General features: G+C 62.5%; 28 protein-coding genes. 14 read left to right on the top strand and 14 right to left on the bottom strand.

Annotated elements, in window-relative coordinates; all coding sequences use genetic code 11:
* The first annotated feature begins 119 nt into the window (after positions 1-119).
* A complete protein-coding gene (locus WDB91_RS17865; RefSeq protein WP_339115502.1) occupies positions 120-791 on the top strand; it encodes a metalloregulator ArsR/SmtB family transcription factor in 672 nt (223 codons plus the stop codon).
* Between the two features lie 34 nt (positions 792-825).
* Here the strand turns inward: WDB91_RS17865 and WDB91_RS17860 are convergent, their stop codons facing one another.
* From WDB91_RS17860 to WDB91_RS17820, 9 genes are all read right to left on the bottom strand, one after another.
* On the bottom strand, positions 826-2127 hold the full coding sequence (locus WDB91_RS17860; RefSeq protein ID WP_339115501.1) for a type II toxin-antitoxin system HipA family toxin: 1302 nt from the start codon (positions 2125-2127) through the stop codon (positions 826-828).
* Positions 2127-2384: a helix-turn-helix transcriptional regulator gene (locus WDB91_RS17855; RefSeq protein ID WP_339115500.1), complete on the bottom strand. Its 258-nt coding sequence runs from the start codon at positions 2382-2384 to the stop codon at positions 2127-2129. Before WDB91_RS17855 ends, WDB91_RS17860 begins: the two co-directional genes overlap by 1 nt.
* Before the next feature lie 125 nt (positions 2385-2509).
* Complete coding sequence (locus WDB91_RS17850; protein ID WP_339115499.1) at positions 2510-3802, bottom strand: NAD(P)/FAD-dependent oxidoreductase; 1293 nt, start codon at positions 3800-3802, stop codon at positions 2510-2512.
* A gap of 32 nt (positions 3803-3834) precedes the next feature.
* Positions 3835-4554 carry an SDR family oxidoreductase gene (locus WDB91_RS17845; protein WP_339115498.1) on the bottom strand — a complete coding sequence of 240 codons (720 nt, stop codon included), beginning with the start codon at positions 4552-4554 and terminating at the stop codon, positions 3835-3837.
* A gap of 4 nt (positions 4555-4558) precedes the next feature.
* On the bottom strand, positions 4559-5311 hold the full coding sequence (locus WDB91_RS17840; RefSeq protein WP_339115497.1) for an ABC transporter ATP-binding protein: 753 nt from the start codon (positions 5309-5311) through the stop codon (positions 4559-4561).
* Entirely contained in the window at positions 5304-6092 is a 789-nt protein-coding gene (locus WDB91_RS17835) for an ABC transporter ATP-binding protein (protein ID WP_339115496.1), read from the bottom strand. The genes WDB91_RS17840 and WDB91_RS17835 overlap by 8 nt, the downstream gene beginning before the upstream one ends.
* Positions 6093-6099: 7 nt before the next feature.
* The gene (locus WDB91_RS17830) at positions 6100-7104 is read right to left on the bottom strand and encodes a branched-chain amino acid ABC transporter permease (RefSeq protein ID WP_339115495.1); all 1005 of its coding nucleotides are present in this window, start codon (positions 7102-7104) and stop codon (positions 6100-6102) included.
* 10 nt (positions 7105-7114) lie between these two features.
* A complete protein-coding gene (locus WDB91_RS17825; protein ID WP_339115494.1) occupies positions 7115-7987 on the bottom strand; it encodes a branched-chain amino acid ABC transporter permease in 873 nt (290 codons plus the stop codon).
* Positions 7988-8104: 117 nt separating this feature from the next.
* A complete protein-coding gene (locus tag WDB91_RS17820) occupies positions 8105-9298 on the bottom strand; it encodes an ABC transporter substrate-binding protein (protein ID WP_339115493.1) in 1194 nt (397 codons plus the stop codon).
* A gap of 355 nt (positions 9299-9653) precedes the next feature.
* On the opposite strand from WDB91_RS17820, the gene WDB91_RS17815 reads away from it, so the two are divergent.
* Entirely contained in the window at positions 9654-10214 is a 561-nt protein-coding gene (locus WDB91_RS17815; RefSeq protein ID WP_339115492.1) for a CGNR zinc finger domain-containing protein, read from the top strand.
* 51 nt (positions 10215-10265) lie between these two features.
* Here WDB91_RS17815 and WDB91_RS17810 read toward each other — a convergent pair whose 3' ends face one another.
* Positions 10266-11159: a nucleoside hydrolase gene (locus WDB91_RS17810; protein WP_339115491.1), complete on the bottom strand. Its 894-nt coding sequence runs from the start codon at positions 11157-11159 to the stop codon at positions 10266-10268.
* 525 nt (positions 11160-11684) lie between these two features.
* Here WDB91_RS17810 and WDB91_RS17805 point away from each other — a divergent pair.
* The 3 genes from WDB91_RS17805 to WDB91_RS17795 all read left to right on the top strand — a co-directional run bounded on the left by WDB91_RS17805 (position 11685) and on the right by WDB91_RS17795 (position 15314).
* Positions 11685-12356 carry a GntR family transcriptional regulator gene (locus WDB91_RS17805; RefSeq protein ID WP_339115490.1) on the top strand — a complete coding sequence of 224 codons (672 nt, stop codon included), beginning with the start codon at positions 11685-11687 and terminating at the stop codon, positions 12354-12356.
* An 18-nt stretch (positions 12357-12374) separates the two neighbouring features.
* Complete coding sequence (locus WDB91_RS17800; RefSeq protein ID WP_339115489.1) at positions 12375-13700, top strand: FAD-binding oxidoreductase; 1326 nt, start codon at positions 12375-12377, stop codon at positions 13698-13700.
* A gap of 111 nt (positions 13701-13811) precedes the next feature.
* The gene (locus WDB91_RS17795) at positions 13812-15314 is read left to right on the top strand and encodes an AMP-binding protein (protein ID WP_339115488.1); all 1503 of its coding nucleotides are present in this window, start codon (positions 13812-13814) and stop codon (positions 15312-15314) included.
* Here WDB91_RS17795 and WDB91_RS17790 read toward each other — a convergent pair.
* Positions 15301-16200 carry a LysR substrate-binding domain-containing protein gene (locus tag WDB91_RS17790; protein ID WP_339115487.1) on the bottom strand — a complete coding sequence of 300 codons (900 nt, stop codon included), beginning with the start codon at positions 16198-16200 and terminating at the stop codon, positions 15301-15303. The two genes, WDB91_RS17795 and WDB91_RS17790, sit on opposite strands and share 14 nt — an antisense overlap.
* A gap of 224 nt (positions 16201-16424) precedes the next feature.
* On the opposite strand from WDB91_RS17790, the gene WDB91_RS17785 reads away from it, so the two are divergent.
* The 9 genes from WDB91_RS17785 to WDB91_RS17745 all read left to right on the top strand — a co-directional run bounded on the left by WDB91_RS17785 (position 16425) and on the right by WDB91_RS17745 (position 23396).
* On the top strand, positions 16425-17612 hold the full coding sequence (locus tag WDB91_RS17785; protein ID WP_339115486.1) for a CaiB/BaiF CoA-transferase family protein: 1188 nt from the start codon (positions 16425-16427) through the stop codon (positions 17610-17612).
* A gap of 40 nt (positions 17613-17652) precedes the next feature.
* Positions 17653-18825: an acyl-CoA dehydrogenase family protein gene (locus WDB91_RS17780; RefSeq protein WP_339115485.1), complete on the top strand. Its 1173-nt coding sequence runs from the start codon at positions 17653-17655 to the stop codon at positions 18823-18825.
* Between the two features lie 2 nt (positions 18826-18827).
* The gene (locus WDB91_RS17775; RefSeq protein WP_339115484.1) at positions 18828-19226 is read left to right on the top strand and encodes a hypothetical protein; all 399 of its coding nucleotides are present in this window, start codon (positions 18828-18830) and stop codon (positions 19224-19226) included.
* A gap of 12 nt (positions 19227-19238) precedes the next feature.
* On the top strand, positions 19239-19673 hold the full coding sequence (locus tag WDB91_RS17770) for a MaoC/PaaZ C-terminal domain-containing protein (RefSeq protein WP_339115483.1): 435 nt from the start codon (positions 19239-19241) through the stop codon (positions 19671-19673).
* Between the two features lie 10 nt (positions 19674-19683).
* Positions 19684-20628, top strand: coding sequence for a dihydrodipicolinate synthase family protein (locus WDB91_RS17765; protein ID WP_339115482.1), 945 nt, complete (start codon positions 19684-19686; stop codon positions 20626-20628).
* Positions 20629-20635: 7 nt separating this feature from the next.
* Complete coding sequence (locus WDB91_RS17760; protein ID WP_339115481.1) at positions 20636-20938, top strand: hypothetical protein; 303 nt, start codon at positions 20636-20638, stop codon at positions 20936-20938.
* Between the two features lie 86 nt (positions 20939-21024).
* The gene (locus tag WDB91_RS17755) at positions 21025-21861 is read left to right on the top strand and encodes an ABC transporter substrate-binding protein (RefSeq protein WP_339115480.1); all 837 of its coding nucleotides are present in this window, start codon (positions 21025-21027) and stop codon (positions 21859-21861) included.
* Between the two features lie 44 nt (positions 21862-21905).
* Positions 21906-22610 carry an amino acid ABC transporter permease gene (locus tag WDB91_RS17750; protein ID WP_339115479.1) on the top strand — a complete coding sequence of 235 codons (705 nt, stop codon included), beginning with the start codon at positions 21906-21908 and terminating at the stop codon, positions 22608-22610.
* A gap of 69 nt (positions 22611-22679) precedes the next feature.
* Positions 22680-23396, top strand: a complete 717-nt coding sequence (locus WDB91_RS17745) for an amino acid ABC transporter ATP-binding protein (RefSeq protein ID WP_339115609.1) — start codon at positions 22680-22682, stop codon at positions 23394-23396.
* Between the two features lie 181 nt (positions 23397-23577).
* On the opposite strand, the gene WDB91_RS17740 is transcribed toward WDB91_RS17745, so the two are convergent.
* From WDB91_RS17740 to WDB91_RS17730, 3 genes are read right to left on the bottom strand one after another with little or no spacing between them, the layout of a single operon-like run.
* The gene (locus WDB91_RS17740) at positions 23578-24867 is read right to left on the bottom strand and encodes a TRAP transporter large permease (protein WP_339115478.1); all 1290 of its coding nucleotides are present in this window, start codon (positions 24865-24867) and stop codon (positions 23578-23580) included.
* Positions 24864-25427 carry a TRAP transporter small permease subunit gene (locus WDB91_RS17735; RefSeq protein ID WP_339115477.1) on the bottom strand — a complete coding sequence of 188 codons (564 nt, stop codon included), beginning with the start codon at positions 25425-25427 and terminating at the stop codon, positions 24864-24866. Before WDB91_RS17735 ends, WDB91_RS17740 begins: the two co-directional genes overlap by 4 nt.
* 2 nt (positions 25428-25429) lie before the next feature.
* Positions 25430-26425 carry a TRAP transporter substrate-binding protein gene (locus tag WDB91_RS17730; RefSeq protein ID WP_339115476.1) on the bottom strand — a complete coding sequence of 332 codons (996 nt, stop codon included), beginning with the start codon at positions 26423-26425 and terminating at the stop codon, positions 25430-25432.
* Positions 26426-26447 lie beyond the last annotated feature (22 nt).

The raw sequence follows: 26447 nt of genomic DNA, 5'->3' as shown, positions 1-26447 counted from the left end.
CTCCCATTCAAGTAAAGTATTGAATGAAGCATGGTCAATGTAATCGGGGCTCGACTTGACCTCGACCGGACAAATTAAGAAAATGCTCCCGTGTTTGGCTCGGAGAGTAGGAGATCGTCATGACGAAGGTCCATCCGCGGAATATGGTGTTCCACCGCATGGCGGAGATTTCCCGTGCCTTGGGCAATCCGCACCGGCTGGTGCTGTTGCAACTGGTCTCGCAAGGAGAGCGCAGCGTGGAAAGGCTGGCCGAACTGACGGGCCTGTCTATCGCCAATACCTCCCAGCATCTGCAATCGCTCAAGCGTAACGCTCTGGTCGTTGGGCAGCGCAAGGGCAAGCATGTGCATTACCGCCTGGCCAGCGACCAGATCCTGAGCGTGCTGCAATCGCTCTCGGTGCTGGCCGAGCAAAGCAGCGCGACCCTGCGCGAAGTTTTGTCGGATTACTTCCGCAATCTGGATGCGCTGGAACCCGTCTCGCGCGATGAATTGCAGATGCGGCTGCAGGACGGGGCGGTGACGGTGCTCGATGCCCGTCCGGAAGACGAATACGCCCTCGGTCATCTGCCCGGCGCGCTGAGCGTGCCCGACGAGACAATCGAGGCAATACTGGCAAAGCTGCCCCGCGATCAGGAAATCGTCGCCTATTGCCGCGGCACCTATTGCGTGTCGTCATTCCGGCTGGTGGCAAAGCTCAGGGCGATGGGGTACAACATTCGCCGTCTCGAGGAAGGCTTTGCCGAATGGCAGGCCGCAGGCTTCGATGTGGAGCGCCACGCCACGTCCTAGGCCCGCTCCGCCGCAGCGGCGACAGGGCAGCCATTCAGACCAGCCCCTTCAGCCGCGCGGTCATCGCCGAAGCGATACTGTCGAGAATGCGTTCTGGCACCTCCTCGGGCAGCGCGTCGTAGCTGCGTGCGATGGCGCCTTCGGCCCTGTCCCGCAGCTCTTCGCACAGGCTTGCGATCATCTCGCGCGAGAGGCCCGAGGCCAGTCCCGTCTCGATGATATGGCGTCCGACAATATCCTGGACGCGATAATTGTTGGACCCGCCCCAGCGCATGGCCAGCCGGAACTCCTTGCGCTCGATCTGGCGGCTGTCCACACCCGGCTGCACGCTCAGCACATCATAGAGCGGGGTCATCCGGAAGCGCCCGCCCGGTGCCAGCGCGAGGCTGAAATTCTTGGCATGCCCATCGGTCGCGCCCATCAGCCAGAAGAGCACATTGGCCCTGAAGAAATCCAGCCGGTCCTGTAGCGGCTGGTCGCTGCCGCGCAAAAGCGCCATGATCTCGGCGATGCCCGGCCCGCCCTCGTTCTGGTATTTGCGCGAGGGCGGGATGGACAGCGCCTGGCACATATCCTCCTGCGGCAGCCGCAACAGCCGCCCGTCCCGCGCCCAACGCCTGTCGAAACGCTCGACCACCAGCACCTTCTGGTCCTCGAACCGCGCGATCCGCGTCTGGGCCACCGACAGCCCGAAAGCCTCCAGAAGGGTCAGGCACAGATGCTCGTTCTCGACGCTGTCCGACAGGTCCATTCCGTTGGGCAGGCGTCCGATCTGGGGCTTGAGGATATGGGTCGTGGGCGTGGTGCCATCGGGCTCGATCCATTGCCCGTTCTGGTACAGGAGCGCCGTCTTTTCCTGCGCACCCGCAATCGAGATGCGGAAGCCGCTTTCAGCGCGCAGCCCCAGTGGGGCGAGATCCAGATCGCGCAGACGGGCGGCGATCTGCGCCTCGTCCAGCACGGTGCCGCTGAGCCGGTCGAGCGCCTGCGGCGCCTCGCCCTCGGGCAGAAACTGCAACGCCCCTACGCAATCGCGCCCGATGGCCGACAAAAGCCCGTAGGTATCGGCGCCCTGCGCCCCCACCCGCTCGGCCACACGGCGACGGATCGGCTCGTAATCGGGCAGCAGGTTGTCGAACACCGCCAGCACCACCGCACCACTATAGCGGCCCTCGCGGAGCGGCAGCGAGAGCGAGACCGGAAAGCTATGCTCCCAATCGAGCCAGTCATGGCCATAAGCAAAATACACCGCTCCGCTTGCGGCGCGGGCAAGCTGGCCCACCTGACGCCCGTTGAGATAGACATCGAGCGGCACGAAATGGCGTTTGCGCCCCATCAGAACAGGTCCTCGAGATCGCCCGAGCGGCTACGGGGGGTGACATGCAGCTCCAGATCCAGCACCGCCAGAATATCGAAAACCGTCTCCAGCGTCGGCACCACCGCCCCGCTTTCCAGCTTGGAGATCGTGGCCTGTCCGACATTGCTCAGAGTTGCGAGCTGGGTTTGTGTCAGGCCGCGCGCCTTGCGGGCAGCGCGGATCGCATGACCGATATCGGCGGGCGTGCGGGCCAATAAGGGACCGGGATGGGGCATCAGGCTCTCCTTTAGTCGAGAATATGCCCCAAAAGATATAAAATTTCAATATGTCCTCTAGCGTATAAAATAGAAATATATACCAGAGGACATATTTTGGAGTCCATTGGCCCGCTTGTCCCCCCTCAGTCGACAAGCGCCTCTTCGACAGGGGCGGGGGCCGCGGCGCAGGCCTGCACAAGGCGGGCCTCGGCGGCCTCGAGTTCCGCCACCCAATGCGCCAGCATCCAGTCCATCCGCCCCGTCGGCGCCTCATCGGCAAAGACCGTCTCGCAGAGCGAGGCCCCGAGCCGGAACCGTGCGGTCACGAGCTTGGCCAACGTCTCGGCTCCGCGCCCGTAATTGTTGGGCGCACCGCCGCGCGGGCTGCACATGCCGGAGAAATAGAGATTGTCCAGATTGGCCGCCAGAAGCCCGCCCACCTTACGGGCCGGGAAATCGCCGATATAGTCCAGAAGCCCTTCGGGCAGGAAGGGCACGGGGGCCAGATAGCCGGTCGCCCAGATCAGCGTGTCGACCTGCAGCGTGCTACCATCGACGAAGGTCACCTGCCTGCCCTCGAACCGCGCGATCTTGGGCACAGGCTTCACCCGCCCGCGCTGCGCCCAATAGGGAACCAGCGTGGAGAAGGTCGGGGGCCGCGCGCTCCAGTCCTCGTCGGCGGGCTGCGGGAAGCCATAGGATTGCGGCTCGCCCACCGACATTTTCACCATCAGATGGTTCATCTCGTCGCCCGAGGCACCGGGGAAATGCGCGGGGAATGTCAGATCGGCGCGCGGCGTGCCGAAGAAGGATTGCGGCACGAACCATGTGGGCCGGTTGAGCGACATATAGGCCTGCCGCCCCGAGGCGATGGCATCGGTGACCATATCACAGGCCGAATTGCCCGAGCCCACCACCAGCACGCTCTCGCCCTCCATATCCTGCGGGCTGCGATACTGCGAGGTATGCATCATCTTGCCGGTAAAGCGGCCCTCCACCTGCGGGATGCGCGGCGACCACAGATGGCCATGCGCCGCCACCACCGCATCGAAATGCTGGCGTGTGCCATCGCCCAGCGTGATCTGCCAGCCTTTAGCGCCCTTCTCGACCGGCTCGGCCGAGACGACCTCGCAATTGAAGCGGATATGCGGCAGCAGGCCGGCCTTCTTGGCGACCGAGCGGATATAGTCGCGATATTGCTGGCCTGTAGGGAATTGCGCCGTGTCCTCGGGCATCGGATAGCCCTTGAAGGCGGTGGCCTTGCGCGAGGTCAGCAACTGCACAGAGTCGTAGACATTCGCCCAGACCCCGATCACATCACCCGATTTCTCGAACGCCTGCACCTCGTAGCCCTCGGCCAGCAGCTCGCGGATCGCCACGAGACCGGTCACGCCAGAGCCGATCACACAGATACGTTGCGGTTTCTTGTCCATCATCTTCTCCAATCCGTAAAATGTTGCACCAAGGCTCAGCTCATCAGCTCGCCGCCGGTGACCTTGATCGTTTCGCCCGTGACGAAGGGAGCGCCCTCGCGGCTGGCCAGAGTCCAGACCCATTGGCCGATCTCGTCGGGCTGGGCCACGCGCCCGAGCGGGATATGTTTCTCCGCCCCCACCATCCGACCGGTCGCGGCATTGCCGGGGGTATTGACCCAACCCGGCGCGATCCCGTTGACGGTGATATCCGAGGCCGCCACAGTTGCCGCCAGAACCCGCGTCAGCGACACTACCGCGGCCTTGGAGGCGCTATAGACCAGCTGCCCGGTCGAGGCGGTAAACGCATCCGCCGAACTGATGGTGACGATCGCCCCTTTCGTGCCATGGGACTGCATTACCGAAATCGCTTCGGCCGCCACGTTCAATGTCCCCAATACATTGACACTCATGATCTTTGTGAATTTCTCTTCGGTGTAATCCGCCAGCGTGGTGGGCGGGAAGATCCCGGCGGCGGTCACGGCGGCATGCAGATCGGGCCCGATGCCTGCCTCCTTGATCGCCCGCGCCACTGCGGCACGATCGGCCACATCGACGACGGCGGTGATCAGACCGTCCTGCGGGGAGAGCGCGGCCAGACCCTCTGATGAGAGGTCCATCGCCAGAACCCCCCAACCCGCCGCGATAAAGCGCCGCGCAAAGGCCTGCCCCATGCCACTGCCCGCGCCTGTGACGATAGTCCACTTCTTACCCATAGGCTTAACTCCGTTTTCCAAGATAGGCTTCGGTCATCATCGGGGCATCCGCCACGACCGAAGGGGCGCCTTCCAGCACGACATTTCCTGCGGCCAGCACATAGGCGTAATCGGCGACCTTCAGCGCCGCGCGGGCATTCTGTTCGACGATAAAGACCGCTACCCCGCGGGCACGGATCTCCTCGATAATCTCGAAGACACGTTTGACCAGCGCGGGCGCCAGCCCCATGGAGGGCTCGTCCATGATCACCAGCTCGGGGTTGCGGATCAGCGCGCGCCCGAAGGCCACCATCTGCTGCTCGCCGCCCGAGAGCACTCCCGATGGGCGGTGCAGGAGCTTGGCAAGCGGCGGAAACAGCTCGACCACCTTCTCGATATCGCGGGTCGAGGCGCCGCGTTTTGCGCCCGCCCATGCACCCAACTGGAGGTTTTCCAGCACGGTGAGCGAGGCGAACATCCGCCGGCCCTCGGGCACAACGCCGATCCCGCGTGACATACGTTTTGGGGTCTTGTCGGCGGTCACCGCCTCGCCCTTCCACAGGATGCGCCCCTCGGTCACATCGGTGGTGCCCGAGATAGTTTTCATGGAGGTGGATTTTCCGGAGGCATTGCCCCCCAGAAGCGCCACGATCTGACCGGGATAGATGCGGTAGCCGACATTGCTCAGCGCGCGGAAGCGGCCATAATTCACGCTGACATTGTCAAGCTCGAGTAGCGGCACGTCCGAGACGGCCTCTGCAGTCTGGAAATTAGCCAAGGAATGCCTCCACCACGCGTTCATCTGCTTGGATCCGGGCCACCGGCCCATGGGTGATGATCTTGCCGCTGCTGAGCACATAGGTGCTGTCGCAGAGCTCGCTGATCACCTGCATCTTGTGCTCGACGAGGAGCATCGAGATTTTTCGGGTGTCATTGAGCGCACGCAGCTGGTCGGTCAGCTCCTCGGTCTCATGCGGATTCATCCCCGCCATCGGCTCATCGAGCAGGAGAAGTTCGGGCGCCGACATCAGCGCGCGCGCGATCTCGACCCGCCGGCGATTGGCGTAGGAGAGTGACAGAACCTGCTGGCCCGCGCGTGGCAAGAGCCGGTCCCCGAAAAGCGCCATGATCTCGTAGGCGCGCTCGCGCTGGCGGGCCAGTTCGCGCCGTGCCTGCGGGGTGCGCAGGATGCTGCCGGCAAAGCCCGAACCGTAATGGATATGGCCGCCCAGCAGGATATTCTGCTCGATCGTCAGTGTATCGAAGAGCCGGATCCCCTGAAAGATGCGCCCCAGCCCCGCCTTGGCGCGGCGATTGGCGGGGATGCCGCGCATCTCGCGCCCGCCGATCCGCACCTCACCCTCATAGGCGCCCTGATAGGCCCCTGAAATCACGTTGATAAAAGACGATTTCCCCGAGCCGTTCGGTCCGATCAACCCGATGATGCGGCCTTCGGGCACCGTCACGCTCACATCCTCGAGCGCCTTCACCCCGCCATAGGACAGCGAGAGGCCGGAGACGCTCAGCGCAGGAGTGTCTGTGGGAGTAGTGTCAAACATCACTGCCTCATTTCTTGATCAGGTTGGTGATCTTGGTCTTGCCCAGCAACCCTTCGGGGCGGGTGGCCATGAGGATCACGATGAAGAGCCCCGCCAGAAGCTGGCGATATTCCTGCAAGGGACGCAGCACTTCGGGCACAAGGATGATGATGCACACCCCCAGGATCGAGCCGCTGATGCGCCCGAGCCCGCCGATCACCGCCATCTGGAAGATCAGCAGACTTGCCGAAACGTCAAAGCTCTTGAAGCCGACATAGCCCAGATTATAGCCCAGAAGCGCCCCCGAGAGCCCCGCAAGTGCCGAGCCTATGGCGAAGAAACAGATCTTGGGCGCAGCAGTGTTGATGCCCACCGAGGCGGCGGCCAGCTCGTCATCGCGGATCGCCTCCATCGTCAGGCCGAAACGGCTCGAGACGATCCGCTGCGTGGCCAGCAGGCTCAGAAGCACGATCCCCACCGTCCCGAAATAGAAGGCCGGGCCGATCCCCAGATCATAGCCGAAGAGGCGCATGGTCGGCACGCCGGTCAGCCCCGTGGCCCCGCCCGTGACGCTGCCCCATTGCAAGATCACGTCGATGACGATCAGGTTGAAACCCAGCGAGACAATGAAGAGATAGTCACCGCTGATCCGTAGCGCCGGAAAGCCCACCAGCGCACCGACCCCGCCCGAAATGACGATCGCCGCCAGAATGGTGATCGAGGCATCAAGGTTATAACGCACCGCCAGCACCGAGGAAGCGTAGGCGCCCACGCCCACAAAGGCCGCCTGACCCATCGCCAGAAGCCCCGCATTGCCGATGATCAGGTTCTGGCCCACCGCTGCGGGCACATAGATCACCGTCAGAAGCGCGGCCGCCTGCCAGATGGGCGAGAGCCCGAGCAGCGGGATCGCCAGCACGATGGCAAGCCCGATCACCCAGCCCGCGACCAGCGCGATGCGGCCCCTGGGCCAGGGCAGACTCCTCCCCTGCCCGATTGCTCCCGTATTTTCCATATTCGACACATTGCTCATGATGGCCTCCTCAGGGACGTTGCGCGATCTGCACACCCGCGATCCCCGTGGGACGCAGGAGCAGGAACAGGATCAGCAGCGAAAAGGTGACAGTATTGAGGAGCGCCGAGCTGACATAGCCCGTGACCATCGCCTGCACGACGCCCAGCAACAGCCCGCCCGCAAAGGCCCCCCAGACGCTCCCGATGCCGCCGATCACCGTGGCGGTGAAGGCATTGAGTGTGCCGGTAAAGCCCATCGTGATGGAGAGGGTGTTGTAATAGGCGCCATAGAGAATACCGCCCACCACGCCGAAGATCGCGCCCACCACATAGACGGTGACCACCACCCGATCGACCGGCACCCCCATCAGCTCGGCGGTCGCCAGATCATCCTTCACCGCGCGCATGGCGCGACCCAGATCGGTTTTGGTCGTGAGGAACCACAAGAGCCCGGCCATGGCCAGCCCGACCACTGCGACGACCAGCTGCAGCGGGCTCAGCACCACGGGACCGAGATGGAAGATGTCATCCTGCATCGGGAAGGGCATCGGGCGGATGCGCGAGGACCAGATCAACTGGGCGACATTCTCGATGATGAGCCCGATCCCCACGGCCGTAACCGTGGGCGCCATGCGGTTGCCGCGCACGGGCCGGTAGGCGAAGCGCTCGATGGCAATGGCCATTACCGCCCCCGTCAGGAGCCCAGCCACGATTGCCAGCCACAAGGGCGCGCCCCCCGCAATCAGCGAGGCGGTCACGAAGGTGCCGAACATATAGACATAGCCATGGGCGAAATTGATCTGCTGCAGAATGCCGTAGACCAGCGAATAGCCCACCGCGAGCATCGCATAGACGACACCGGCGGTCAGACCGTTCAGCATCTGGGTTGCAAGGAATTGCATCGGAAAACACCTCTCTGGGATGCGCGTCCATCGCGCATGGCAAAGCCGCTGGCCGGAAGCGGCCCGATTGGGGAAACTGGAGAAGATGCGCGGGACGGCACCCGCGCATATCGGGCGTCAGTCGGCGTGAAGCTCTTCGGTGCGGGTCTCATCGAAATCCCACGACCCGTTCTTGAGCTGCAGCACAACGAGCGCGCCACCGGTATTGTCGCCCGTCTCGTCGAAACGGATCGGGCCCATCGCACCGTCATATTTCGAGGCGAGAATTGCCGGCATCAGATCGGAGGTCTCGCCACCATTATCCTCGATCGCCTGTTTGAGCACATAGATATTGTCATAACCGGCCGCCGCCTGAACACCGGGCGTAGCATCGAAAGTCGCTTCATAGGCGCTCACAAAGGCTTGGTTCTGCGGGCTGGGATTGTGGACATCATAGACATTGGTCACCCAGGTGCCCTCTGCGGCCTTGCCTGCCAGATCGACATATTCGGGCACCTGTGTCTGGGCATTGGCCAGAAGCGGGATCTTCTCGCCGCCAAAGGCCCGCACAGACTGGCTGACCGCAGCACCCATATCGGCATAATAGCCCGCAAGAAACAGGGCATCGGGTTTGGCGGCCGCGACATTGGCCAGCAGCGAGGAGAAGTCATTGGTCGAGCCCGAGACATAGGTCTCGGAGGCCACGATCTCGCCGCCCGTTTTGGCCGCCGTATCCTTGGCGATATCAAGCAAGACCTGTCCGTAATCATCGCTGGGATAGAGCACGGCGAGCTTCTTGTATCCCAGCACATCGGTGCCGAGCTGGACACTGCCCGCGCCTTGCAGATCGTCATTGGGAATGATGCGCGCGAAATTGGCGAAGCCCTTTTTCGACAGGGCAGGTGAGCTGGCGGTCGCGGCAATGACCGGTAGCTTGACCCGTCCGAAGATCGGCATCTGTGCCAGCGTCGCCGAGCTGCAGACATTGCCTACCACCGCCACGATGGAGCGGTCCGAGATGATACGATTGGCCGCCGTGGCCGCCTGTGTGGGATCGCATTGGTCATCCAGCTCGGTCAGCTCGATCTGCTTGCCACCGATCCCGCCCGCCTTGTTGATCTCGTCGATGGCCAGATGCAGCCCGTTCATCGTTTCGATCCCGTAGGCCGCGGCCGGTCCGGTCAGGGGGGCGCTCGAGGCGATATGGATCGTGTCGGTATCGGCGGCGAACGCCTGACCCGTTGCCCAGACCACCATGACAGCGCCAAGCGCCGCGCGGGTCGAAGCTGCGGAACTGTGTCGCGTGAGTATCGGCAAAGAAATGTGGGACATCTTGTTTGCTTGCTCCTGTTGGGATATGGGCGGGATTATGACAACCATGTGCAAATTGATTTTTGGATCAGTAAATTGTCATCCGCTTCATAATTTTATGGGTAACATCAGGCGAATAAAGCACGATGCAGGACAAGTAAGCAGAAGCATAAACAGGCCTGTCAATAGTTTTGAAACTGACGAATTACTGGAGAAAATCCGACAATATCTATTTCTCGTGCGATTTTTGGTCTTTAAAACAAGGAAATTTTCCAGCTTGCGCCGGATTGATCAGAAGTGTTTTATTCATTGACTAAATATCTTTTGCTGATTTATGGGGCGATACCACCCCGCTCCAGAGAGGGAAGCCCGCAAAATGAGCAAGATGCTTTTTGGTACTGACACCCAGCCATCGGCAGAAATGGCCGTCGCGCTGGTCAATTCGTTGCCCGAACGCGGCGGACAGGAAGGGCTGCCCGATAGCGAGTCGCTGCTGAGAATGGGGCGCGCGCTACAAATCTTCTATCAGCCCGATGGCTCACAGGCCGAGCTACTGGCCATGCGCAATCTGCGCCAGCGGCTCAATGAAATTATCCGCACCCCAGAGCTGCAACCGCGCATGGATATGCTCAACGAACTGTTCTTCTCGGCCTCGGCGATCCCGCAGATCGTGACCCACCCCGAGGATCCGACCCCGCATTTCCATTATACGCTGGAGGATGCGAGCTATATCGACCACATCAAGGCGATCACCACCTACGCACTGTCGCGCCTCATCATCATAGGGGAATGGGGACGGCTGCGCACCTGCGAAGGCCATGATTGCAACCGGCTGTTTCTGGATACGACCCGCAATGGCAAGCGGCTCTATTGCAACAGCAAGACCTGCGGCAACCGTATCCATTCGGCCCGCTATCGCAACCGTGCGGCCTCCTGACAAGGCCGCCAGCGAATAAGCGCGCCACCCCGGAAGGTGGCGCGACACGTCCTAGCGGAAGGGCGCGAAGAACAGATCCTTGACCTGATCGGGATTACAACTGGTGGCCACCTCGATCGGAGGACGCCCTGCCCCACGCCGCGTAGCGCCTGCCTCGGGCCCCTCCAGCGTCACCGCCAGAGGTGTCACTGTCAGCCCCAGAAGATCCGGCATCACCGCCGACATCACTGTCAACGGATCATGAAGCCCGCATCCGATCTGGCCACGGGATTTGTAGAACTCCAGATAGAAATGGCTCATCTCGCGCAGGAAGGCCCCGTGGGTGGTGTTGATCCCTTCGAGCGCCGCGAAATCAGCGGCATCGAGCAGCACCTTATTGGTCACATCCAGCCCGACCATGCGGATCCTCGCGCCGCTCTGCACCACGACATCCAGCGCATGGGGATCGTGATAGGTATTGGCCTCGGCCACGGGCGAGACATTGCCCGGCACATCGAGCGCCCCGCCCATGAATACGATCTCCGCCAGATTGCCGGCAAAACCGGGATCGAGCGCGATCGCATGGGCGATATTGGTGATCGGCCCGACAGGGCACAGGACCAGCTCGCCACGATATTCGCGCGCCATCCTGACCAGAAACTCCGGCGCGCTCTCGGAGATCGCTTTGCGCGACACGGTGATATCGGTAATATCGCCAAACCCTTCCGGCCCGTGCACATGGTGACTGGGCTCGATCGGCCCGTTCACCAACGGCTTGGAGGCCCCCTGCGCCACCGGTATCTCGAGGCCCGCCCGCTCGACCAGATGCAGCGCGTTGCGGGTGGCCTGCTCGACCGTCACATTGCCAAAGACCGTTGTCAGCCCCAGCAACTCGATCCCGGGGTGCGCAGCGGCGTAAAGGATCGCCATCGCGTCATCAACGCCCGGGTCCGTATCGATAATCATCTTCATGTCTTCAATCCACATCCAGCATGTCGGGCCGAAGCCCGCTGTCATCATCCAGCGCATAGTCTAGGCGATACCGCGGCCCTTGGAAATCGCGGCGCGAAAAACGGGTCCTCTGGAGACCGGTGAGCGGGAGCGCAGGCCCGCCACGCACCGGAGTCTACGGTGTTCTGCAGCACGTTACCGGCAAGCGCCCATCTGTTCGCCCCCGTATCGACAGGAGCAACAGGCCTGCGCATCCGCCGCGGGTCGTCGACTGGCCGCACGGCATCACGAGGCATTCGGAGACAACCCTGCGGCTTCGCTCCCGCTCGGACACGGGTTATAGTTATAACAATGTATACCGAAATGACCAGCACAGCACATAACCAACCCCGCACAACACGCGCAAAAGACAGGCACAGCACAAATATAACGCTTAAAATTCGGATAACATTGCAAATACTATGTAAATTTTCATATTCGTGAAAATCGGATATGGAACGCCTTTTCCAACTAGGTATACTGAAACCAAAAGAGGTTTTCATGACTCCCCAGACCCAGCCCGAAAAACATCAACCACAGACGCGCGGATCGGAAATCTATGAAGGGCTGAAGGCGCGGCTCATCAGCCATGAGTTCCGGATGGGCGATCCCCTGCGCGAGGAGGATGTCGCAACATGGTTCGGCGCGAGCCGGGTTCCGGCACGGGATGCGCTCAAACGGCTCGAGAGCGAAGGGCTGGTCGAGCGCGTGGGGCGCAAATATGCCGTGCGCAACTACAGCTATGACGAGGTCGAGGTGACCTACCGGATCAGGGCGGCGCTCGAACATCTGGCAGTCGACCGGCTGGTGAAATCCGCGCGCGACGAGGACCTTGACCGGATCGCCCATGTTCTGGACCGGCAATCGGGAGCCCTCGCCAGCAGTTCGCGCGCCGAATTCAGTGTACTCGATGCCGATTTCCACATGCTGATTGCGGAGCTTTCGCAAAATAGCATGCTCGTCGCCGAGACCCGCCGCGTGCTCGACAGGGTCCGTCTGATCCGTTCGAACGAGCTCGAACGCGATAACGGTCCGGCTGCAGCCCTTGCCGACCACCAGCGGATCTTTGCAGCACTCGCCCGCCGCGATGGCGCCACCGCCAAGGCCGAGCTCGACTTCCATTATGCAACCACGCTGAGGTTGCACGAAATCACCCCAACTCCCAAGGCCTGACCGGCACCGAGGTATCGAATGTCTTCCCCTTCCACCCCGCAGCCCGCAAACCGGCAGGATTGCAGCGTCAAGTTTCCAGCCTATTGGGGCGATGTCGCGCAGGAACCCGCACTGGGCGCGGCCCCTCTCGCGGGCGAGGTCAATTGCGATGTGGCGGTGATCGGTGCGGGCTATAGCGGGCTGACGGCTGCGATCGCGCTGGCCGAGCGCGGGCTCGATGTGCGCCTTCTCGAGGCGGGCCATGTCGGCTGGGGCGGATCGGGGCGCAATTCCGGCTCTGTCATCCGCGGCTTCAAGACCAGCCGCACGGGGTTGATCGCTCAATATGGACGTGAGCGCGGTGGCGCGATGGCAGCATTCGGCGACGGGACCGTGCAGCAGGTCTTCGATCTGGTCGCGCGCTTCGATATCAGATGCGATCTGCGCAAGAACGGCTGGATCCTGCCCGCCCATAATGCGGCGGGGCTTGCGCGCACTAGGGAACGTTGCGAGAGCTGGACGGCCGATGGCACGAAGGGCCTCGCGATGCTCGACCGCGCCCAGACGGCGGAGCATCTGGGCACCGAGACCTATATGGGGGCGATGATCGACCACGAATGTGGTGCGCTCAACCCGCTGGCCTATGCGCGCGGCCTTGCCCGTGCGGCGCAGGGCCTTGGCGTCATCCTCCATGAAAACAGCCCTGTCACCGGCCTCGAGCATGGTCCGGACGGCACAAGGGTGCGGACCGCACAGGGCGTGGTCCGGGCCGGACAGGTGCTGATCACCACCAATGCCTATGGCAACGGGCTCGACCGTGAAAGCGGCGCGCAGCTGGCCACCATCCACACCCATATGGTCGCCACCGACCCGATCCCCGAGGAGATCGCGGCACGGATCATGCGTCACGGCCAGTCGGCCTCCGACAGCCGCCGCATCCTGCATTACTGGCACATGGAAAGCGACCGGCGGATGCTGTTCGGCACCCGCGGCTTGCTGGACGGGCCGCGCAAGAATGGCGATTTCGCCCATGTCATCGCCTCCCTGCACCGCATCTATCCCGAGCTGAAAAACATCGGCATCAGCCATCGCTGGGCCGGACGGGTCGGGATGACGCGCGACTTCATGCCCCGTATCGACCAGCCCCGCCCCAACATCTGGACGGCCTATGGCTATTGCGGCCGCGGCGTGGCGATGGCCAGCTCCTATGGCACCCTCGTGGGCAAGGTCATGGCCGAAAAAGGAAATCTGGCGCAGATCGAGGTTCCCAACGGTCCCGCACCGAAGCTGCCCGCATTGCCGCTACGCCGGATGGGAATCGTCTCGGTCACCCAGCTCTACCGGATGATGGATATGGTCGCCTGAGGGCGGCCTTCCTTGACAAGCCCATGATGGCAGGTACATCTAGCCGCGATTATACATCCGGCCCCTGATGTGCCTGCGCGCTCGGGGCCCTGCATTTCCAGGACCATCGCCATGACGACAGACAGCCTCCGCAGCTTCGGTGAACGCCTTGCAGAACTTGCCGCCGCACGGGGCGAGGCGCTGGCACTGGTCTATATCGCGGCCGATGATCGCGAGACGCGGTTCTCCTGGGCCGAGATGGATGCGCAGGTCAACCGCTATGCCCGCGTGCTGATGGAAGAGGGCGTGACGCCGCGCGATGTGGTGGCCTTCGGGCTGCGCAACTCGCCCGCCCATCTGTTCACGACGCTGGCGATCTGGCGCCTCGGCGCGACGACGATGGGGTTCGACCCGAACCTGCCCCCCGAGACGCGTGACGCGCTTCTGTCGCGGGTCGAGGGCAAGCTGTGCATTCAGGAAACGCCCGATCCCGATTGTCTGGACCGCGCGACACTCGAGACACGGGCTGCCGCCCAGAGCGCCGATCCCGTGCCCAATGTCACCTCGCATCCGGGCAAGATCCTGATGTCGGGCGGCTCGACCGGCCTGCCCAAACTGATGGCCGATGACCAGCCCTATCTGCGCGCGCCCGGCAAGACCTGGGGCGATGTGGCGCCGGCGCTCGGGTTCCGCACCGATCAGGTGCAGCTGACCTGTGCGGCGATGTCGCATAACGCGCCCCTGACATGGACCCAGAACGGCATCTTCGAGGGCAACACCACCATCCTGATGGAGCGGTTCGACGCGGCAAAGGTGATCGCGGCCGTCGACCGGTTCAAGGTAGGCTTCCTGCTGACAGTGCCCACCATGCTGGTCAGGATGCTCGATCTCTGGCCCACCGCCAATGCCAGCTTCGCCTCGCTCCATGCGCTCTACCACACGGCGGCCCCCTGCCCTGTATGGCTGAAGAAGGCATGGATGGATATTCTTGGCCCCGAGCGTGTCTACGAGATGTATGGCTCGGGCGAGAATACCGGACAGACCGTCATTACCGGCCCCGAATGGCTGGAGCATGTGGGATCTGTCGGGCGGGGCTTCGAGACCCAGATCCGTATCCGCGATGCCCAAGGCGCGCTCCTTGGACCCGACGAGGTGGGCGAGGTCTTCATGCGCCCCGATGATCTTTCGGGCCGCTCGCGCTATCTGGGCAAGGATGCGCCGCAACCGCGTGCGGATGAGGACGGGTTCTATTCGGTGGGCGATGCCGGATGGCTCGACAAGGATGGCTACCTCTACCTGTCCGGACGGCGCGATGACGTGATCAATACCGGCGGCCATAAGGTCCATCCCGAGCGGGTCGAAGCAGCCCTCCTGCGCCATCCGCAGATCAACGACGCCGTCTGTTTCGGGGTGGAGGATCGCGACTGGGGACAATCGGTGATGGCGCTCGTCTCGGGCCCCGATGCGCTGGATCTTGACGAGGTGCGCACCTTCCTGCGCGCGCATCTGGAGCCGGGCGATATTCCGAAAACGCTGCGTCAGGAAGCGGCGCTGCCCCGCGACGGGTTCGGCAAGATTCGCCGCAAGGCGCTGCAGGCGCAGGAAAACGCTGCCCGCGCGCTTATGGAACCCTGATCCCGCGCGAGGCGATCTCGGCCTTGGCATGGCGCAGGAATGACTGGATCATTATGTAATTCAATCGGTTATGCTGGGTGATCGCAGAGAGCGTAATGTTGACCCGCGGCTCTAGCGCCACCGCGCGCAGATGCCGGAAGCGCGAGGATGTGGCCGTCAGCGCATCCATGATCGTAATGCCCAAGCCTTCCTCGACCATATGCCCCGCCACATTCATGAAGCGCACATCCATATCGGGCACCAGCCGCGCACCCTCCTTGCGGAAGGCCGCCTCGATCAGCGAGGCGATCCGGCTGGAGGTGCGCGCATTGATCATCACCTGATCCTCCAGATCGCGCGGGTTGACCGTGATCCGCCGCGCCAGCGGATTGGCCTCGTGCACCGCCACGACCATCTCCATTTCGGCCAGCGGCTCGAAATCGAGCGTGCTGCGCGGATGCGGCTCCATCGCCAGCCCGATATCGACAACGCCCTGCTCGACCTCTTCCATGATCACATCGAGCCGCTGCGTCTCGAGCGAGATCTCCACACCGCGATGCTCGGCCCAGAACCGCGCGAGCACCCGCGGCAGGAGTGTTTCCGACAGCTCGGAAGTCGCCACGATCCTCAGCCGCCCTTTCTTGCCCGATTTCAGATGCGCCGCCGTCTGGTTGATCGCCTCGGCCATGCGGAATAGCGGCTCCGCCTCGCCCAGCAGGATCAGCGCCTCCTGCGTGGGGTTCATCCGCTTCTGCGAGCGCTCGAACAGCGCAAAGCCCAACGTTCCTTCCATCGCCTTCACCGCGTTACTGACGGCGGGTTGCGACATGCCCAATGTCTCGGCGGCGGAGACGGTCGAACGGGTGCGCACCACGGCACGCAGAATCTCGAGCTGACGGAGGTTCATGTAAGCCTTTCAGGAGGAACCGGTTAGATGACCGAAGTTTATCCATAAAATTCCGAATCATCAATAATTTTAAGATATCCATGAGCATCAATAAATAATCCATAGTGATATTGCCGGAACCCCGATGCTGCCGGATAGTGGTCCAATGGTCACCAACCCCCTTCAGCACTCCGGTGACGTGGATCGGGCCCGACAAAAGGGCAAGAGTATCAAGGATTAAGAGTATGGATTTGTTGGCAGGCGTTCGCGTCCTCAGCTTCAATCACTATCTAGCAGGGCCGCTTGCAGCCCAGACGCTGGGCGATCTTGGCGCTGACGTGATCTGCATCGAACCTCCGGGCGGCGCCTTCCAGCGCAACTGGGCGGTGGCCAATAAATTCGTGGGCTCCGATAGCGTCAACCATCTGGCGACAGGGCGGAACAAACGCTCGATCGTGGTCGATCTGAAATCGCCCGCGGGTGTGGAGGCCGTGAAGAAACTGGCCGCCACCGCCGATGTGGTGATGGAGAATTTCCGCCCCGGCACGATGGAAAAGCTCGGCATCGGCTACGAGACCCTGCGCGAGATCAATCCGCGCCTGATCTATGCGGTTTCGTCGGGCTTCGGCACCACCGGCCCGTGGAAGGACCGTCCCGGACAGGATCTGCTGTTGCAGGCGCTTTCGGGCCTTGCCGCCCGCACGGGTCAGGCCGACGGGGCTCCCACCGCCGTGGGCACCGTGCTCGTCGATCAACATGCCGCCTCGCTCTATGCCATGTCCATTCTGGCGGCGCTCTATGCCCGCACACAAACCGGCAATGGCCGTCTGGTCGAGGTGAACCTCTATCAGGCCGCCATCGACCTGCAGGGTGAATCGCTCACCGCCTTCCTCAATGGCGCGCAATCGGACAGCCCGCGCGGCCCCTCGGGGATTGCCTCGTGGTTCAGCCCCGGCCCCTATGGCATCCACGCAACCGCCGATGGTTTCCTTGCCATCTCGATGGCGGCCCCCTCGGCACTGGCCAAAGGGCTCGAGGCGCCCGAGCTCGCACAATTCGGCGATGAGGAGAGCTTCACAAAGCGCGAGGAGATCACCCGCGCGGTGAGTGCGCGTCTGGCGCAGCATCCCACCGCGCATTGGCTGCCAATGCTAGAGGCCGCAAAGGTCTGGCACGCACCGGTGCAGGATTATCCCGACCTGATGGACGATCCGCAGCTCTCCCATCTGGGCGCTTTTGAAACCACCACGAATGCCTCGGGCGAGGAGATCACCATGGTGATGCATCCGGCCCGCTATAATGGCCAATCCCCCAAAACCCGCCTGATCCCGCAACCGCTCGGCGCCCAGACCCGCGAGGTTCTGGCCGAGCTGGGGCTGAGCCCCGACGAGATCGAGGCCCTGATCGAAACCGGCGCCGTCCGCGCTGCCTGACTTGACGCGCCGCCTCTCGCGGCCCCTCCGGAAGAAGAACATGATCGATTTCTCCATCCCCGAAGAAACCCGTATGCTGGTCGACACCGTGCGCCGCTTCGTCGAGACCGAAGTGCAGCCGCTCGAGGCCGAGGTCGAGGAAACCGCCCGCGTGCCCGCCGACAAGCTCGCGGTCATCAAGGCCAAAGCACAAGAGCTGCGCCTATATGCCATGAATATGCCCGAGGATGTGGGCGGCGGCGGCCTGAGCTGTGTGGACCACTGCTTTGTCGAGGAAGAGCTGGGCAAGACCTCGGATGCGCTGATCCGCCGCGTCTTCGGTCAGGTCTATCCGATGCTTCTCGAGTGCAAGGGCGAGCAGCGCGAGAAATATCTCCTGCCCACCGTGCGTGGCGAGAAGATCTGCGCCATGGCGATCACCGAACCGGGCGCGGGCTCGGATGCGGCCTCGATCTCGACCAATGCGGTGCTCGAGGGCGACGAATGGGTGATCAACGGCACCAAGCATTTCATCTCGGATGGCGATATCGCCGATTACGTCATCGTCATGGCCCTGACCGATAAGGACAAGCGCGCCCGTGGCGGCATCACGCTGTTCCTTGTGGACAAGGGCACCGCGGGCTTCAAGGTCTCGCGCACCCAGCCGATGATGGGCCATCGCGGCTATGGCCATGCGGAACTGGTATTCGACAATGTGCGCATCCCCAAAGACGCGGTGCTGGGCGAGGTCGGTCAGGGCTTCAAGCTGATCATGACCTCGGTCGAGGAAATCCGGTTGGCCCATATCGGCGCGCGCGCCGTGGGCATGGCCACGCGCGCGCTCGATCTGATGCGCGACTATGCCGCCGACCGCAAACAGTTCGGCCAGCCCATCGGCGAGTTCCAGATGGTCCAGAAACTGATCGCAGATAGCGCGACCGAGATCTTCGGCGTGAAGATGATGGTGCTGAACACCGCTTGGGACATCGATCAGGGCCGCGATGTGCGCACCAAGGTTTCGGCGGTCAAGGTTGCTGCCTCCGAGATGCAGGGCCGCGTGGTGGACCGCGCCATCCAGGTCTTCGGCGGGATGGGCTTCACCAAGGAGATGCCGCTCGAACGGATGTATCGCGATGCCCGCGTCACCCGCATCTATGACGGCACCTCCGAGATCCACCGCATGCTGATCGCCCGCGGCGTGATCAAAAAAGGTTTCGATATTCTGGGGGTATGAGCATGAGCACTCTGAAAACCGGCGACAGCTTCGCCTTCCGCAAAACCATTACCGTGGCCGAACAGGCGATGTTCACCGGCATCAGCGGTAACCTTGGCGGTCTTTACGTCGATGCCACCCGCGCCCGCGCTCTGGGGGCCCCCGCGCAGGTGGCCTTCGAATTGATCGCTGGCGCCATGGCGTCCACGGCGCTCAATCGCCTCACCGGCCCCGAGTGGCGCCTCAGGGGCGTGAGCTTCGAGTTCCCCGTGCCCGTCCATATCGGCAATTCCATCGAGGCCCGCGCCGAGGTCACCGCCCTGAGCGGGACCGAGATCACCTGCGCGATCACCTGCACCCTGAACCCCGAAGGCACCATTGTGGCCACCGGCCGCGCACAGCTCGTGCCCTACGCAGCCTGAGCGGAGATCGCCATGTATGATCCCAAATCCTTCGACGATCTGGAGGTTGGCGACAAGGTCACCCTGAACAAGACCGTCACCGAAGCCGATGGCGCGCTCTATATTGCCGCAACCGGCGATTTCGGCCCTGTCCATATCGACGAGGCCTATGCCGCCGACACCCGTTTCGGCCAGCGCCTTGCCCCCGGCATCATGGTGGCGGGGCTGTGCACCTCGGTGCTGACCGCCGAGCTTGTCGGGACCATTGGCGTCTCCATCGAGGACCGTTTCTGGTTCACCGGCCCCGTTTTCTATGGCGATACGATCTCGTTCTCGGTCTGGATTGCCGAGAAGGTCGAGGAGAACCGGACCATCATCTGGGAAGCCAGCGCCACTAACGAGACCGGACTCGAGGTTCTCAAGGCCCGCGCCACGCTGAAATTCCCCCGCCGCAAACCTGCCGCCTGAGGAGCACATCATGAGCAAACTGACAGGCAAGGATCTGCATGGCCTCACGGTCGCGACCGTTCTGCCGTTCCTTGAGGATATGTCCATCGACTGGGCGGGCTATGACCGCGTGCTGGACCATTGCGCCTGCCCTGCGGGGATCACGGCGGTGCTGGTCAATGGCCATGCGGGCGAGGGCGGCGCGCTCAGCGATGCCGAGCGCGTCGAGGTAATCCACCGCACCCGCGCCAAGATCGGCACCAAACCGCTTCTGGCAGGCGTGATCGCCCATGCGACCGATGTGGCCATCGATCAGGCGCGTCAGGCCGAGGCCGCAGGCGCCGATTGTATCGTGGTCTTTCCCGCCATTCCGCTGGGAGGGGGCGCCTCGCTGACCGCCCGCGCCCCCGGAGCCTATGTCGAGGCCATCGCGCGGGCCGTCTCGCTACCAGTGTCGATCTTCCAGTATCCGCTCGGGTCGGGCATGGGCTATGCGCCAAAGGTGCTGGCCGAGATCGCCTCTGTGCCGGGTGTGATCGCGGTGAAGGAAGGCTGTGACAGCATCCTCGCCTATGACGAGAACCTGCGCGCCCTGCGCGCATCGGCCCCCGATGTGGCGGTGCTCGCCTCGAATTTCAACTGGTTCCTGCCGCAGCTGGCCATCGGGTGCGACGGGATCCTGTCGGGGCTCATCAGCCTTGTGCCGGATCTGTTCATCGATCTGTGGGCCGCCGCAAATACGAATGATCTCGCGGTCTTACGCGCAGCCAATGACCGTCTCTATCCTGTGATCCGTGCCATCTACCATGAGCAGCCGGTTATGGATATGCACACGCGAATGAAGACCGGACTGAAAGAGATGGGCATCATCGCCAATGACGCGCCCCGTGCGCCCCTGATGCCGGTGCTGCCCGAGCAAAGGGCCAAGATCGTCGCCGCCCTGCGCGCGACCGGACAGTTGGCCGAACATGTCTGAGGACCCCATGGACGACGCCCCCTTCACCCATATCGTGCGCGTGGATATCGACCCCGAACACGAGGACGCCTTTGCCGAATGGTATGTCAGCCAGCATTTCCCCGATCTGCTCGCCTGCCCCGGCTGGTTGAGCGCCCAACGCTATATCACTGTGGGCGAGGGCCAGAAATATGCCGCCGTCTACGAGGTCGCAGGCAAATGGGCCTTCGACACGCCGGAATTCCATAAGGTGAAAGGCTTTGGTCCCTTCACCCCCCATGTCAGAAATTTCGCCCGCGTCCAGATCCGCGCGATCACCGAGAAATTCTGATAAGACCGGCCGGGGAGGCATGGTGCCTGCCCGGTTTCTGATAGCGGCCATGAAGACGCCGCGTCGACCAACAAGGGAACTCCCAGATGTTCAAACTCCCCAAGATTGCCGCATTGAGTGTCGCACTCGTGGCGCCGCTGGCCGCCCATGCCCAGTGCACGCCCGCCATTGCCGATGCCGACCTGATCGATGCGGGCAAGCTGCAACTCTCGATCAACCCCACCAACCCGCCGCAGCAATTCGTCGACAAGGACGGCAAGCTGCAGGGTCTGAATGTGGATCTGGCCGACGAGATCTCCAAACGCGTCTGTGTCGATGTGGAGCTCGTGCGCATGGACTTTCCCGCGATGATCCCCGCCATGAAGGGCGGCCGGATCGACGGGATGAATACCGGCATGTTCTGGACCGAGGAGCGCTCCAAGATGATGTGGACCGTTCCCTATTCCGAGCAGTCGATCGCCGTTATCGCCAAGCCGGGCAGCGACGAGAAACTGTCCTCGGAGACCGATCTCGAGGGCAAGACCGTGGGCGTCGAGACCAACAGCTACCAGCAGAACTGGCTGAAGAAGCTCAACGAGACCAATGTCGCGGCGGGCAAGAAAGAGATCGAGATCCGCGGCTTTGCCACCGCCAGCGCCGTTGTGGCCGCGCTGCAGGCCGGTCAGGTCGATAACGCGCTGGTCGTCGACAGCGTTGGCGCGGATCTGGTCAAGCGCGAGAAGGCGAAAGAGGTGCTGACGGGCCTTGGCAAGACCCGCACCACGATGGCATTCGCCAACAAGAACGTGGCCGATGCTGTCGTGAAGGCGATGGACGAGATGCAGGATGACGGCACCTATCAGGCGCTCTTCGACAAATGGAAGCTCTCGCCGCTGCCCGAGGGCGAGAAAGTGTCCATCGCAGGCCCCGGCCCCTCGAACTGAGGGCGTAAGCTGAGCCACTGAGTGCATAAAAAAGGATCACGCCAATGACCGTATTCGATCCCGAAGCCTTTTTCGGCTATCTGGTCAACAGCTTCCTGATCGGCGGCGTTGGCGTGACCATCGCCCTGACCGTGGCCTCCGTGATCGGGGGCCTCATCCTTGGGACAGCCATCGCGATGGCGCGTATGTCCCCGCAACGCCTGATCAGCCTGCCCGCCCGCGCCTATATCTGGTTCTTCCGCGGCACGCCTTTGCTGATCCAGCTGGTCGTCATCTATACCGGCCTGCCGCAATTGGGGCTGAAGCTCGATGTGATCACCTGTGCCCTTGTCGGGCTGATCCTGCACGAGGCCGCGTATATGGCCGAAATCGTGCGCTCGGGCTTCATGTCGGTGCCCAAAGGCCAGACCGAGGCAGGCTGGTCGCTCAACCTCTCGCCCTTTACCATCTTCTGGCGGGTGACCCTACCGCAGGCGTTCCGCCTGATGGTGCCGCCTCTGGGCAACTCGATCAACAGCCTCCTCAAGGCCACCTCGCTGGCCTCGGTCATCTCGGTCGAAGAGATCATGCGCCGTTCCGACGAGCTGATGCAGCAGGATTTCCAGACGCTCGAGGTCTATGCCGCGGCCGCCTGCTATTACCTCTTGCTGACCACGCTCTGGGATCTTGCCCAACGCCGGATCGAGGCGCATTTCGCCCGCTCCTTCACCCCGACTGCGGCCAGAAAGCCCAATCCCAAAGCCGCCTGAACCGAGGGAAACGCTATGCCCGATTTCACCCCAGCCAAGACCCATGGCACCCCGATCCCCGCCGTCCGCATGGCCGCTGTCTACAAATATTATGGCGAGTTCCGCGCGCTGACCAATGTGAATATGGTGGTCAGTCCCGGCGAGCGGGTGGTGGTCTGCGGCCCCTCGGGATCCGGCAAATCCACCCTGATCCGCTGCATCAACCATATCGAGAAACATGATGATGGCATGATCTCGGTCAATGGCACCGATCTCAACGGCACCCGCGCCAATATCGCCAAGGTGCGCTCGCTCACGGGGATGGTGTTCCAGGGGTTCAACCTCTTCCCCCATATGACCATTCTCGAGAACTGCGTGCTGGCACCGATGTCTTCGCTCGGGCTCGGGCGACCGGAGGCGGAGGCCCGTGCCATGGCCTATCTGGCGAAGGTCCGCATCGCCGAACAGGCACATAAATATCCCATCCAGCTGTCGGGCGGCCAGCAGCAGCGCGTGGCCATTGCCCGCTCGCTCTGCATGGAACCCGAGATCATGCTCTTTGACGAACCGACCTCGGCGCTTGACCCCGAGATGGTCAAGGAGGTGCTGGAGACGATGGAGGTGCTCGCGAAAGACGGCATGACCATGATCTGCGTGACCCACGAGATGGGCTTTGCGCGTCAGGTCGCGGACCGCGTGGTGTTCATGGATCGTGGCGAGATCATCGAGGAAGCCCCGCCCGCGGAGTTTTTCGACAGGCCGCAAAGCGCGCGCGCCAAGGAGTTCCTGGCCCAGATCCTGCATTGAGCCGGACCCGATTATCCCCGACTGGCCGTATCCTTCCGGATGCGGCCTTCTTTTATGGCTCCTGCGGTTCGGTGCCATACAGGCAGATAGGAAAATGGCGGGCCCCAACACACGGGGCCCGCCATCCACACACGCTACTCGTTATGCAACCAACACACTCGTTACATACATAGGCTGGACCCTATTTCGGGCCCATAACCAGATCGGGCAACCACAGAGTGATCTGCGGGAAGCTTGCGATCAGGATCAGGACGATGATCGGAGGGATCATCAAAGGGAGGATGGCGACCGAAAGGCGCTCGAATTTCACGCCCGAGACCGCCGACATCAGATAGAGGCCGACGCCCAGCGGTGGCGTGGCGATACCCAGCAGCAGGGCCAACGTGATCACCATCCCGAATTGCACGCGGTCGATCCCGAAGGCATCAGCGGCAGGCAGCAGGAGCGGCAACAGAATGATCTTGGCGGGCGAGGCTTCCATGAAACAGCCGATGATCACCAGAAGCACGATGGTGAACACCATGAAGACCCAACGCTGGTTGATCGCCTCGAGAAGCCCCGAGGCGAAGGCCTGCGGCACCTGCTCGAAGGCGAAGAGCCAGCCCATGATCTGCGAGAAGCCGATGATCATCATGATCAGCGCCGAGAGCCGTGCCGAGGAGGCCAGCGCGTCCCAGATGCCGCGCGCGGTGAGCGAGCGGTAGAACAGGCCGATCAGGATCGAATAGCCGCAGGCAATGACGCCGGCTTCGGTCGCGGTGGCAAAGCCGAAGACGATGGCGCCAAGGATGATCCCCGGTGCAATCAGCGCGGGAATCCCTTCCATGGCGCTGGTGCCCACCTGCCGCAGGGTGGCGCGGTTTTCACGCGGCATCGGGGTCCATGTCGAGACCACGCGGATATAGAGAATGAAAGACAGCGCCACCAGAATGCCCGGCACGATCCCTGCAAGGAAGAGCCGCGCGACCGATTCATTGGCAAGCCACGCATACACAATGAGCGAGATCGAAGGCGGCACGATCGGCCCCACCAGCGAGGTGGCCACGGTCAGTGCTGCCGAGAATTCCGGCGAGTAGCCGCGCTCGCGCATGGCGCGGACCTCGAGCTGTCCGAGCCCCGCGATATCGGCCGTTGCCGCCCCCGACACACCCGCAAAAAGGAGCGAGGCGATGACGTTGACATAGGCCAGACCCGCACGGAAATGCCCCACCAGCGCGAGGCAGAAATTGAAGATCCGGTCGGTCAGCCCGACCGCATTCATCAGGTTACCGGCCAGAATGAAGAAGGGGATCGACAAGAGCGCGGGTTTGGCCGCCCCATCGAGGATCTGCTGCGGCACAACCAGAGCCATATCGCCGAAACCGGCAAAATAGAGCCCCGCAATCGAGCTGGCACCGATGGCGATGGTGACCGGAACACCCAGTAGCATAAGCAGGATAAACCCGCCGATGACGATGAAACCAAGGGTCATTCGGGCGCTCCCTCGACTGTGTCATTGCGGGCGAAGGCCTCGCCTTGCCCCGTCAGGATACGCAGGAAATCCAGCGCGAAATGCGCAAAAACCAGAATGGACGAGATAAACAGCGGCCCCGAGCGGACATAGATCGGCAGGGCGATGGCCTCCATCGGCTTGGATTGCAGCTTCAGGAGTTCGGGCGCCCCGCGCAGGATTGCGGCCATCGTCAGCATCCCGATCACACAGACCAGAAGCCCGCCCAGCTTGCGCACGGGGCGCGGCAATCGCGTCATGACGATATCCACGACCACGTCATGACGCAGCCGGATATAGACGAAAAGCCCCAAAAGCAGCATCCAGACGAACAGAAGCATCGTCCAGTTGAAGATCCAGCCATAGGCCACCCCGAGGAACGAGCGGGAGAGCACGTTATAGAGGTTGAGCCCGACCATTACCGCAAGGATTACGGCACAGATCACGCCAAACACCATCGCAATGGCATCCAGCACGCTGTCGCAGGCGCGCACCAGCCCCTTCGGGCTGGTGGCTGGGGAATTTCCGCCGGAGACCGCCATGATTACTTGTCACGCGCGGCGTCGACCGCGTCCAGAAGACCTTCGGGCAGTTTGCCCTCCTTGTCATATTCGGCGTAGAAATCTTTCATCTTGGCCACCAGCGGTGCGGTGTCGAACTCGAAATTCACATTCACGCCGTCATGCGCCTCGAGATCGGCCTTGAGCGTGGCCGACTGTTTGGCCAGAAGGTCACGACCGAAGGCCGCAGCTTCCTTATGTGCGCGCAAAAGCGCCTGCTGATCGGCCTCGGGGAGCTTTTCCCATGCCTTCTCGCTCATCATGAATGCCACTGCCTGCGGATATTCATCGGTGCGGATGATATTCGGCGCGACCTCGTAAAAGCGCATCGATTCAATCGATTCCGCAGGTGCGGTCACCGCGTCGACGATCCCGCGATTGATGCCGTCATAGACCTCGCCCCACGGCAATACGCGCACTTCGGCACCCAGATAGGTCCAGGCATCGATCATCAGATCGCTCTGATACTGGCGGACCTTCAGCCCCTTGAAATCATCGGCGGTCTTCACCGGCTTGGTGGTCAGCAGCGTGCGGAACGACCCGCGCGGCATCGCCGGAATATCGCCCAGCACGGAGATGCCCGCCTCGTCCTTGACCTCGTTCAGCCAGCCCTGGAACAGATCGCCATCGATGAAGCGCGCCCAATGGTCATAATCGTCGAACAGGAAGGGGGAGGCCGCGAATTTGATACCCGGCTCCCAGCGCGACATGAAGCCCACAGCCGAAGGCGCCAGCTGGATCACACCCGCCGAAAGCTGTTCGACCACCGAGTCCATCGAGCCGATCTGCTCGTTGGGATAGATCTTGATCGTCAGATCACCATTCGAATACTCGTCGACCAGATCCGCGAATTTCTGATAGGTCTGCCCCTCGAAACTGTCCGGCGTCATCATCGACGACAGCCGCCATGTTTCGGCATGGGCGGGCAGAGCAAGACCGGCGGCCATCAGCGCACCAGCGATACGGAACATCATCGACATCGTGTAACTCCTGTTGATCAGA

This window comes from Thioclava sp. GXIMD2076, from assembly GCF_037949795.1.
GTDB lineage: Bacteria > Pseudomonadota > Alphaproteobacteria > Rhodobacterales > Rhodobacteraceae > Thioclava > Thioclava kandeliae.
Note: the sequence above shows the minus strand (reverse complement) of the source record. Positions and strands in the feature narration are given on the sequence as shown.

Coding starts and splice junctions, on each gene's coding strand:
- WDB91_RS17830 (WP_339115495.1), bottom strand. CDS start 7,104: ATGAGCAATGTGTCGAATATGGAAAATACGGGAGCAATCGGGCAGGGG.
- WDB91_RS17810 (WP_339115491.1), bottom strand. CDS start 11,159: ATGATTATCGATACGGACCCGGGCGTTGATGACGCGATGGCGATCCTT.
- WDB91_RS17800 (WP_339115489.1), top strand. CDS start 12,375: ATGTCTTCCCCTTCCACCCCGCAGCCCGCAAACCGGCAGGATTGCAGC.
- WDB91_RS17740 (WP_339115478.1), bottom strand. CDS start 24,867: ATGACCCTTGGTTTCATCGTCATCGGCGGGTTTATCCTGCTTATGCTA.
- WDB91_RS17745 (WP_339115609.1), top strand. CDS start 22,680: ATGGCCGCTGTCTACAAATATTATGGCGAGTTCCGCGCGCTGACCAAT.
- WDB91_RS17855 (WP_339115500.1), bottom strand. CDS start 2,384: ATGCCCCATCCCGGTCCCTTATTGGCCCGCACGCCCGCCGATATCGGT.
- WDB91_RS17865 (WP_339115502.1), top strand. CDS start 120: ATGACGAAGGTCCATCCGCGGAATATGGTGTTCCACCGCATGGCGGAG.
- WDB91_RS17765 (WP_339115482.1), top strand. CDS start 19,684: ATGAGCAAACTGACAGGCAAGGATCTGCATGGCCTCACGGTCGCGACC.
- WDB91_RS17735 (WP_339115477.1), bottom strand. CDS start 25,427: ATGGCGGTCTCCGGCGGAAATTCCCCAGCCACCAGCCCGAAGGGGCTG.
- WDB91_RS17795 (WP_339115488.1), top strand. CDS start 13,812: ATGACGACAGACAGCCTCCGCAGCTTCGGTGAACGCCTTGCAGAACTT.
- WDB91_RS17775 (WP_339115484.1), top strand. CDS start 18,828: ATGAGCACTCTGAAAACCGGCGACAGCTTCGCCTTCCGCAAAACCATT.
- WDB91_RS17850 (WP_339115499.1), bottom strand. CDS start 3,802: ATGATGGACAAGAAACCGCAACGTATCTGTGTGATCGGCTCTGGCGTG.
- WDB91_RS17860 (WP_339115501.1), bottom strand. CDS start 2,127: ATGGGGCGCAAACGCCATTTCGTGCCGCTCGATGTCTATCTCAACGGG.
- WDB91_RS17755 (WP_339115480.1), top strand. CDS start 21,025: ATGTTCAAACTCCCCAAGATTGCCGCATTGAGTGTCGCACTCGTGGCG.
- WDB91_RS17780 (WP_339115485.1), top strand. CDS start 17,653: ATGATCGATTTCTCCATCCCCGAAGAAACCCGTATGCTGGTCGACACC.
- WDB91_RS17770 (WP_339115483.1), top strand. CDS start 19,239: ATGTATGATCCCAAATCCTTCGACGATCTGGAGGTTGGCGACAAGGTC.
- WDB91_RS17815 (WP_339115492.1), top strand. CDS start 9,654: ATGAGCAAGATGCTTTTTGGTACTGACACCCAGCCATCGGCAGAAATG.
- WDB91_RS17820 (WP_339115493.1), bottom strand. CDS start 9,298: ATGTCCCACATTTCTTTGCCGATACTCACGCGACACAGTTCCGCAGCT.
- WDB91_RS17730 (WP_339115476.1), bottom strand. CDS start 26,425: ATGTCGATGATGTTCCGTATCGCTGGTGCGCTGATGGCCGCCGGTCTT.
- WDB91_RS17845 (WP_339115498.1), bottom strand. CDS start 4,554: ATGGGTAAGAAGTGGACTATCGTCACAGGCGCGGGCAGTGGCATGGGG.
- WDB91_RS17750 (WP_339115479.1), top strand. CDS start 21,906: ATGACCGTATTCGATCCCGAAGCCTTTTTCGGCTATCTGGTCAACAGC.
- WDB91_RS17835 (WP_339115496.1), bottom strand. CDS start 6,092: ATGTTTGACACTACTCCCACAGACACTCCTGCGCTGAGCGTCTCCGGC.
- WDB91_RS17825 (WP_339115494.1), bottom strand. CDS start 7,987: ATGCAATTCCTTGCAACCCAGATGCTGAACGGTCTGACCGCCGGTGTC.
- WDB91_RS17785 (WP_339115486.1), top strand. CDS start 16,425: ATGGATTTGTTGGCAGGCGTTCGCGTCCTCAGCTTCAATCACTATCTA.
- WDB91_RS17760 (WP_339115481.1), top strand. CDS start 20,636: ATGGACGACGCCCCCTTCACCCATATCGTGCGCGTGGATATCGACCCC.
- WDB91_RS17790 (WP_339115487.1), bottom strand. CDS start 16,200: ATGAACCTCCGTCAGCTCGAGATTCTGCGTGCCGTGGTGCGCACCCGT.
- WDB91_RS17805 (WP_339115490.1), top strand. CDS start 11,685: ATGACTCCCCAGACCCAGCCCGAAAAACATCAACCACAGACGCGCGGA.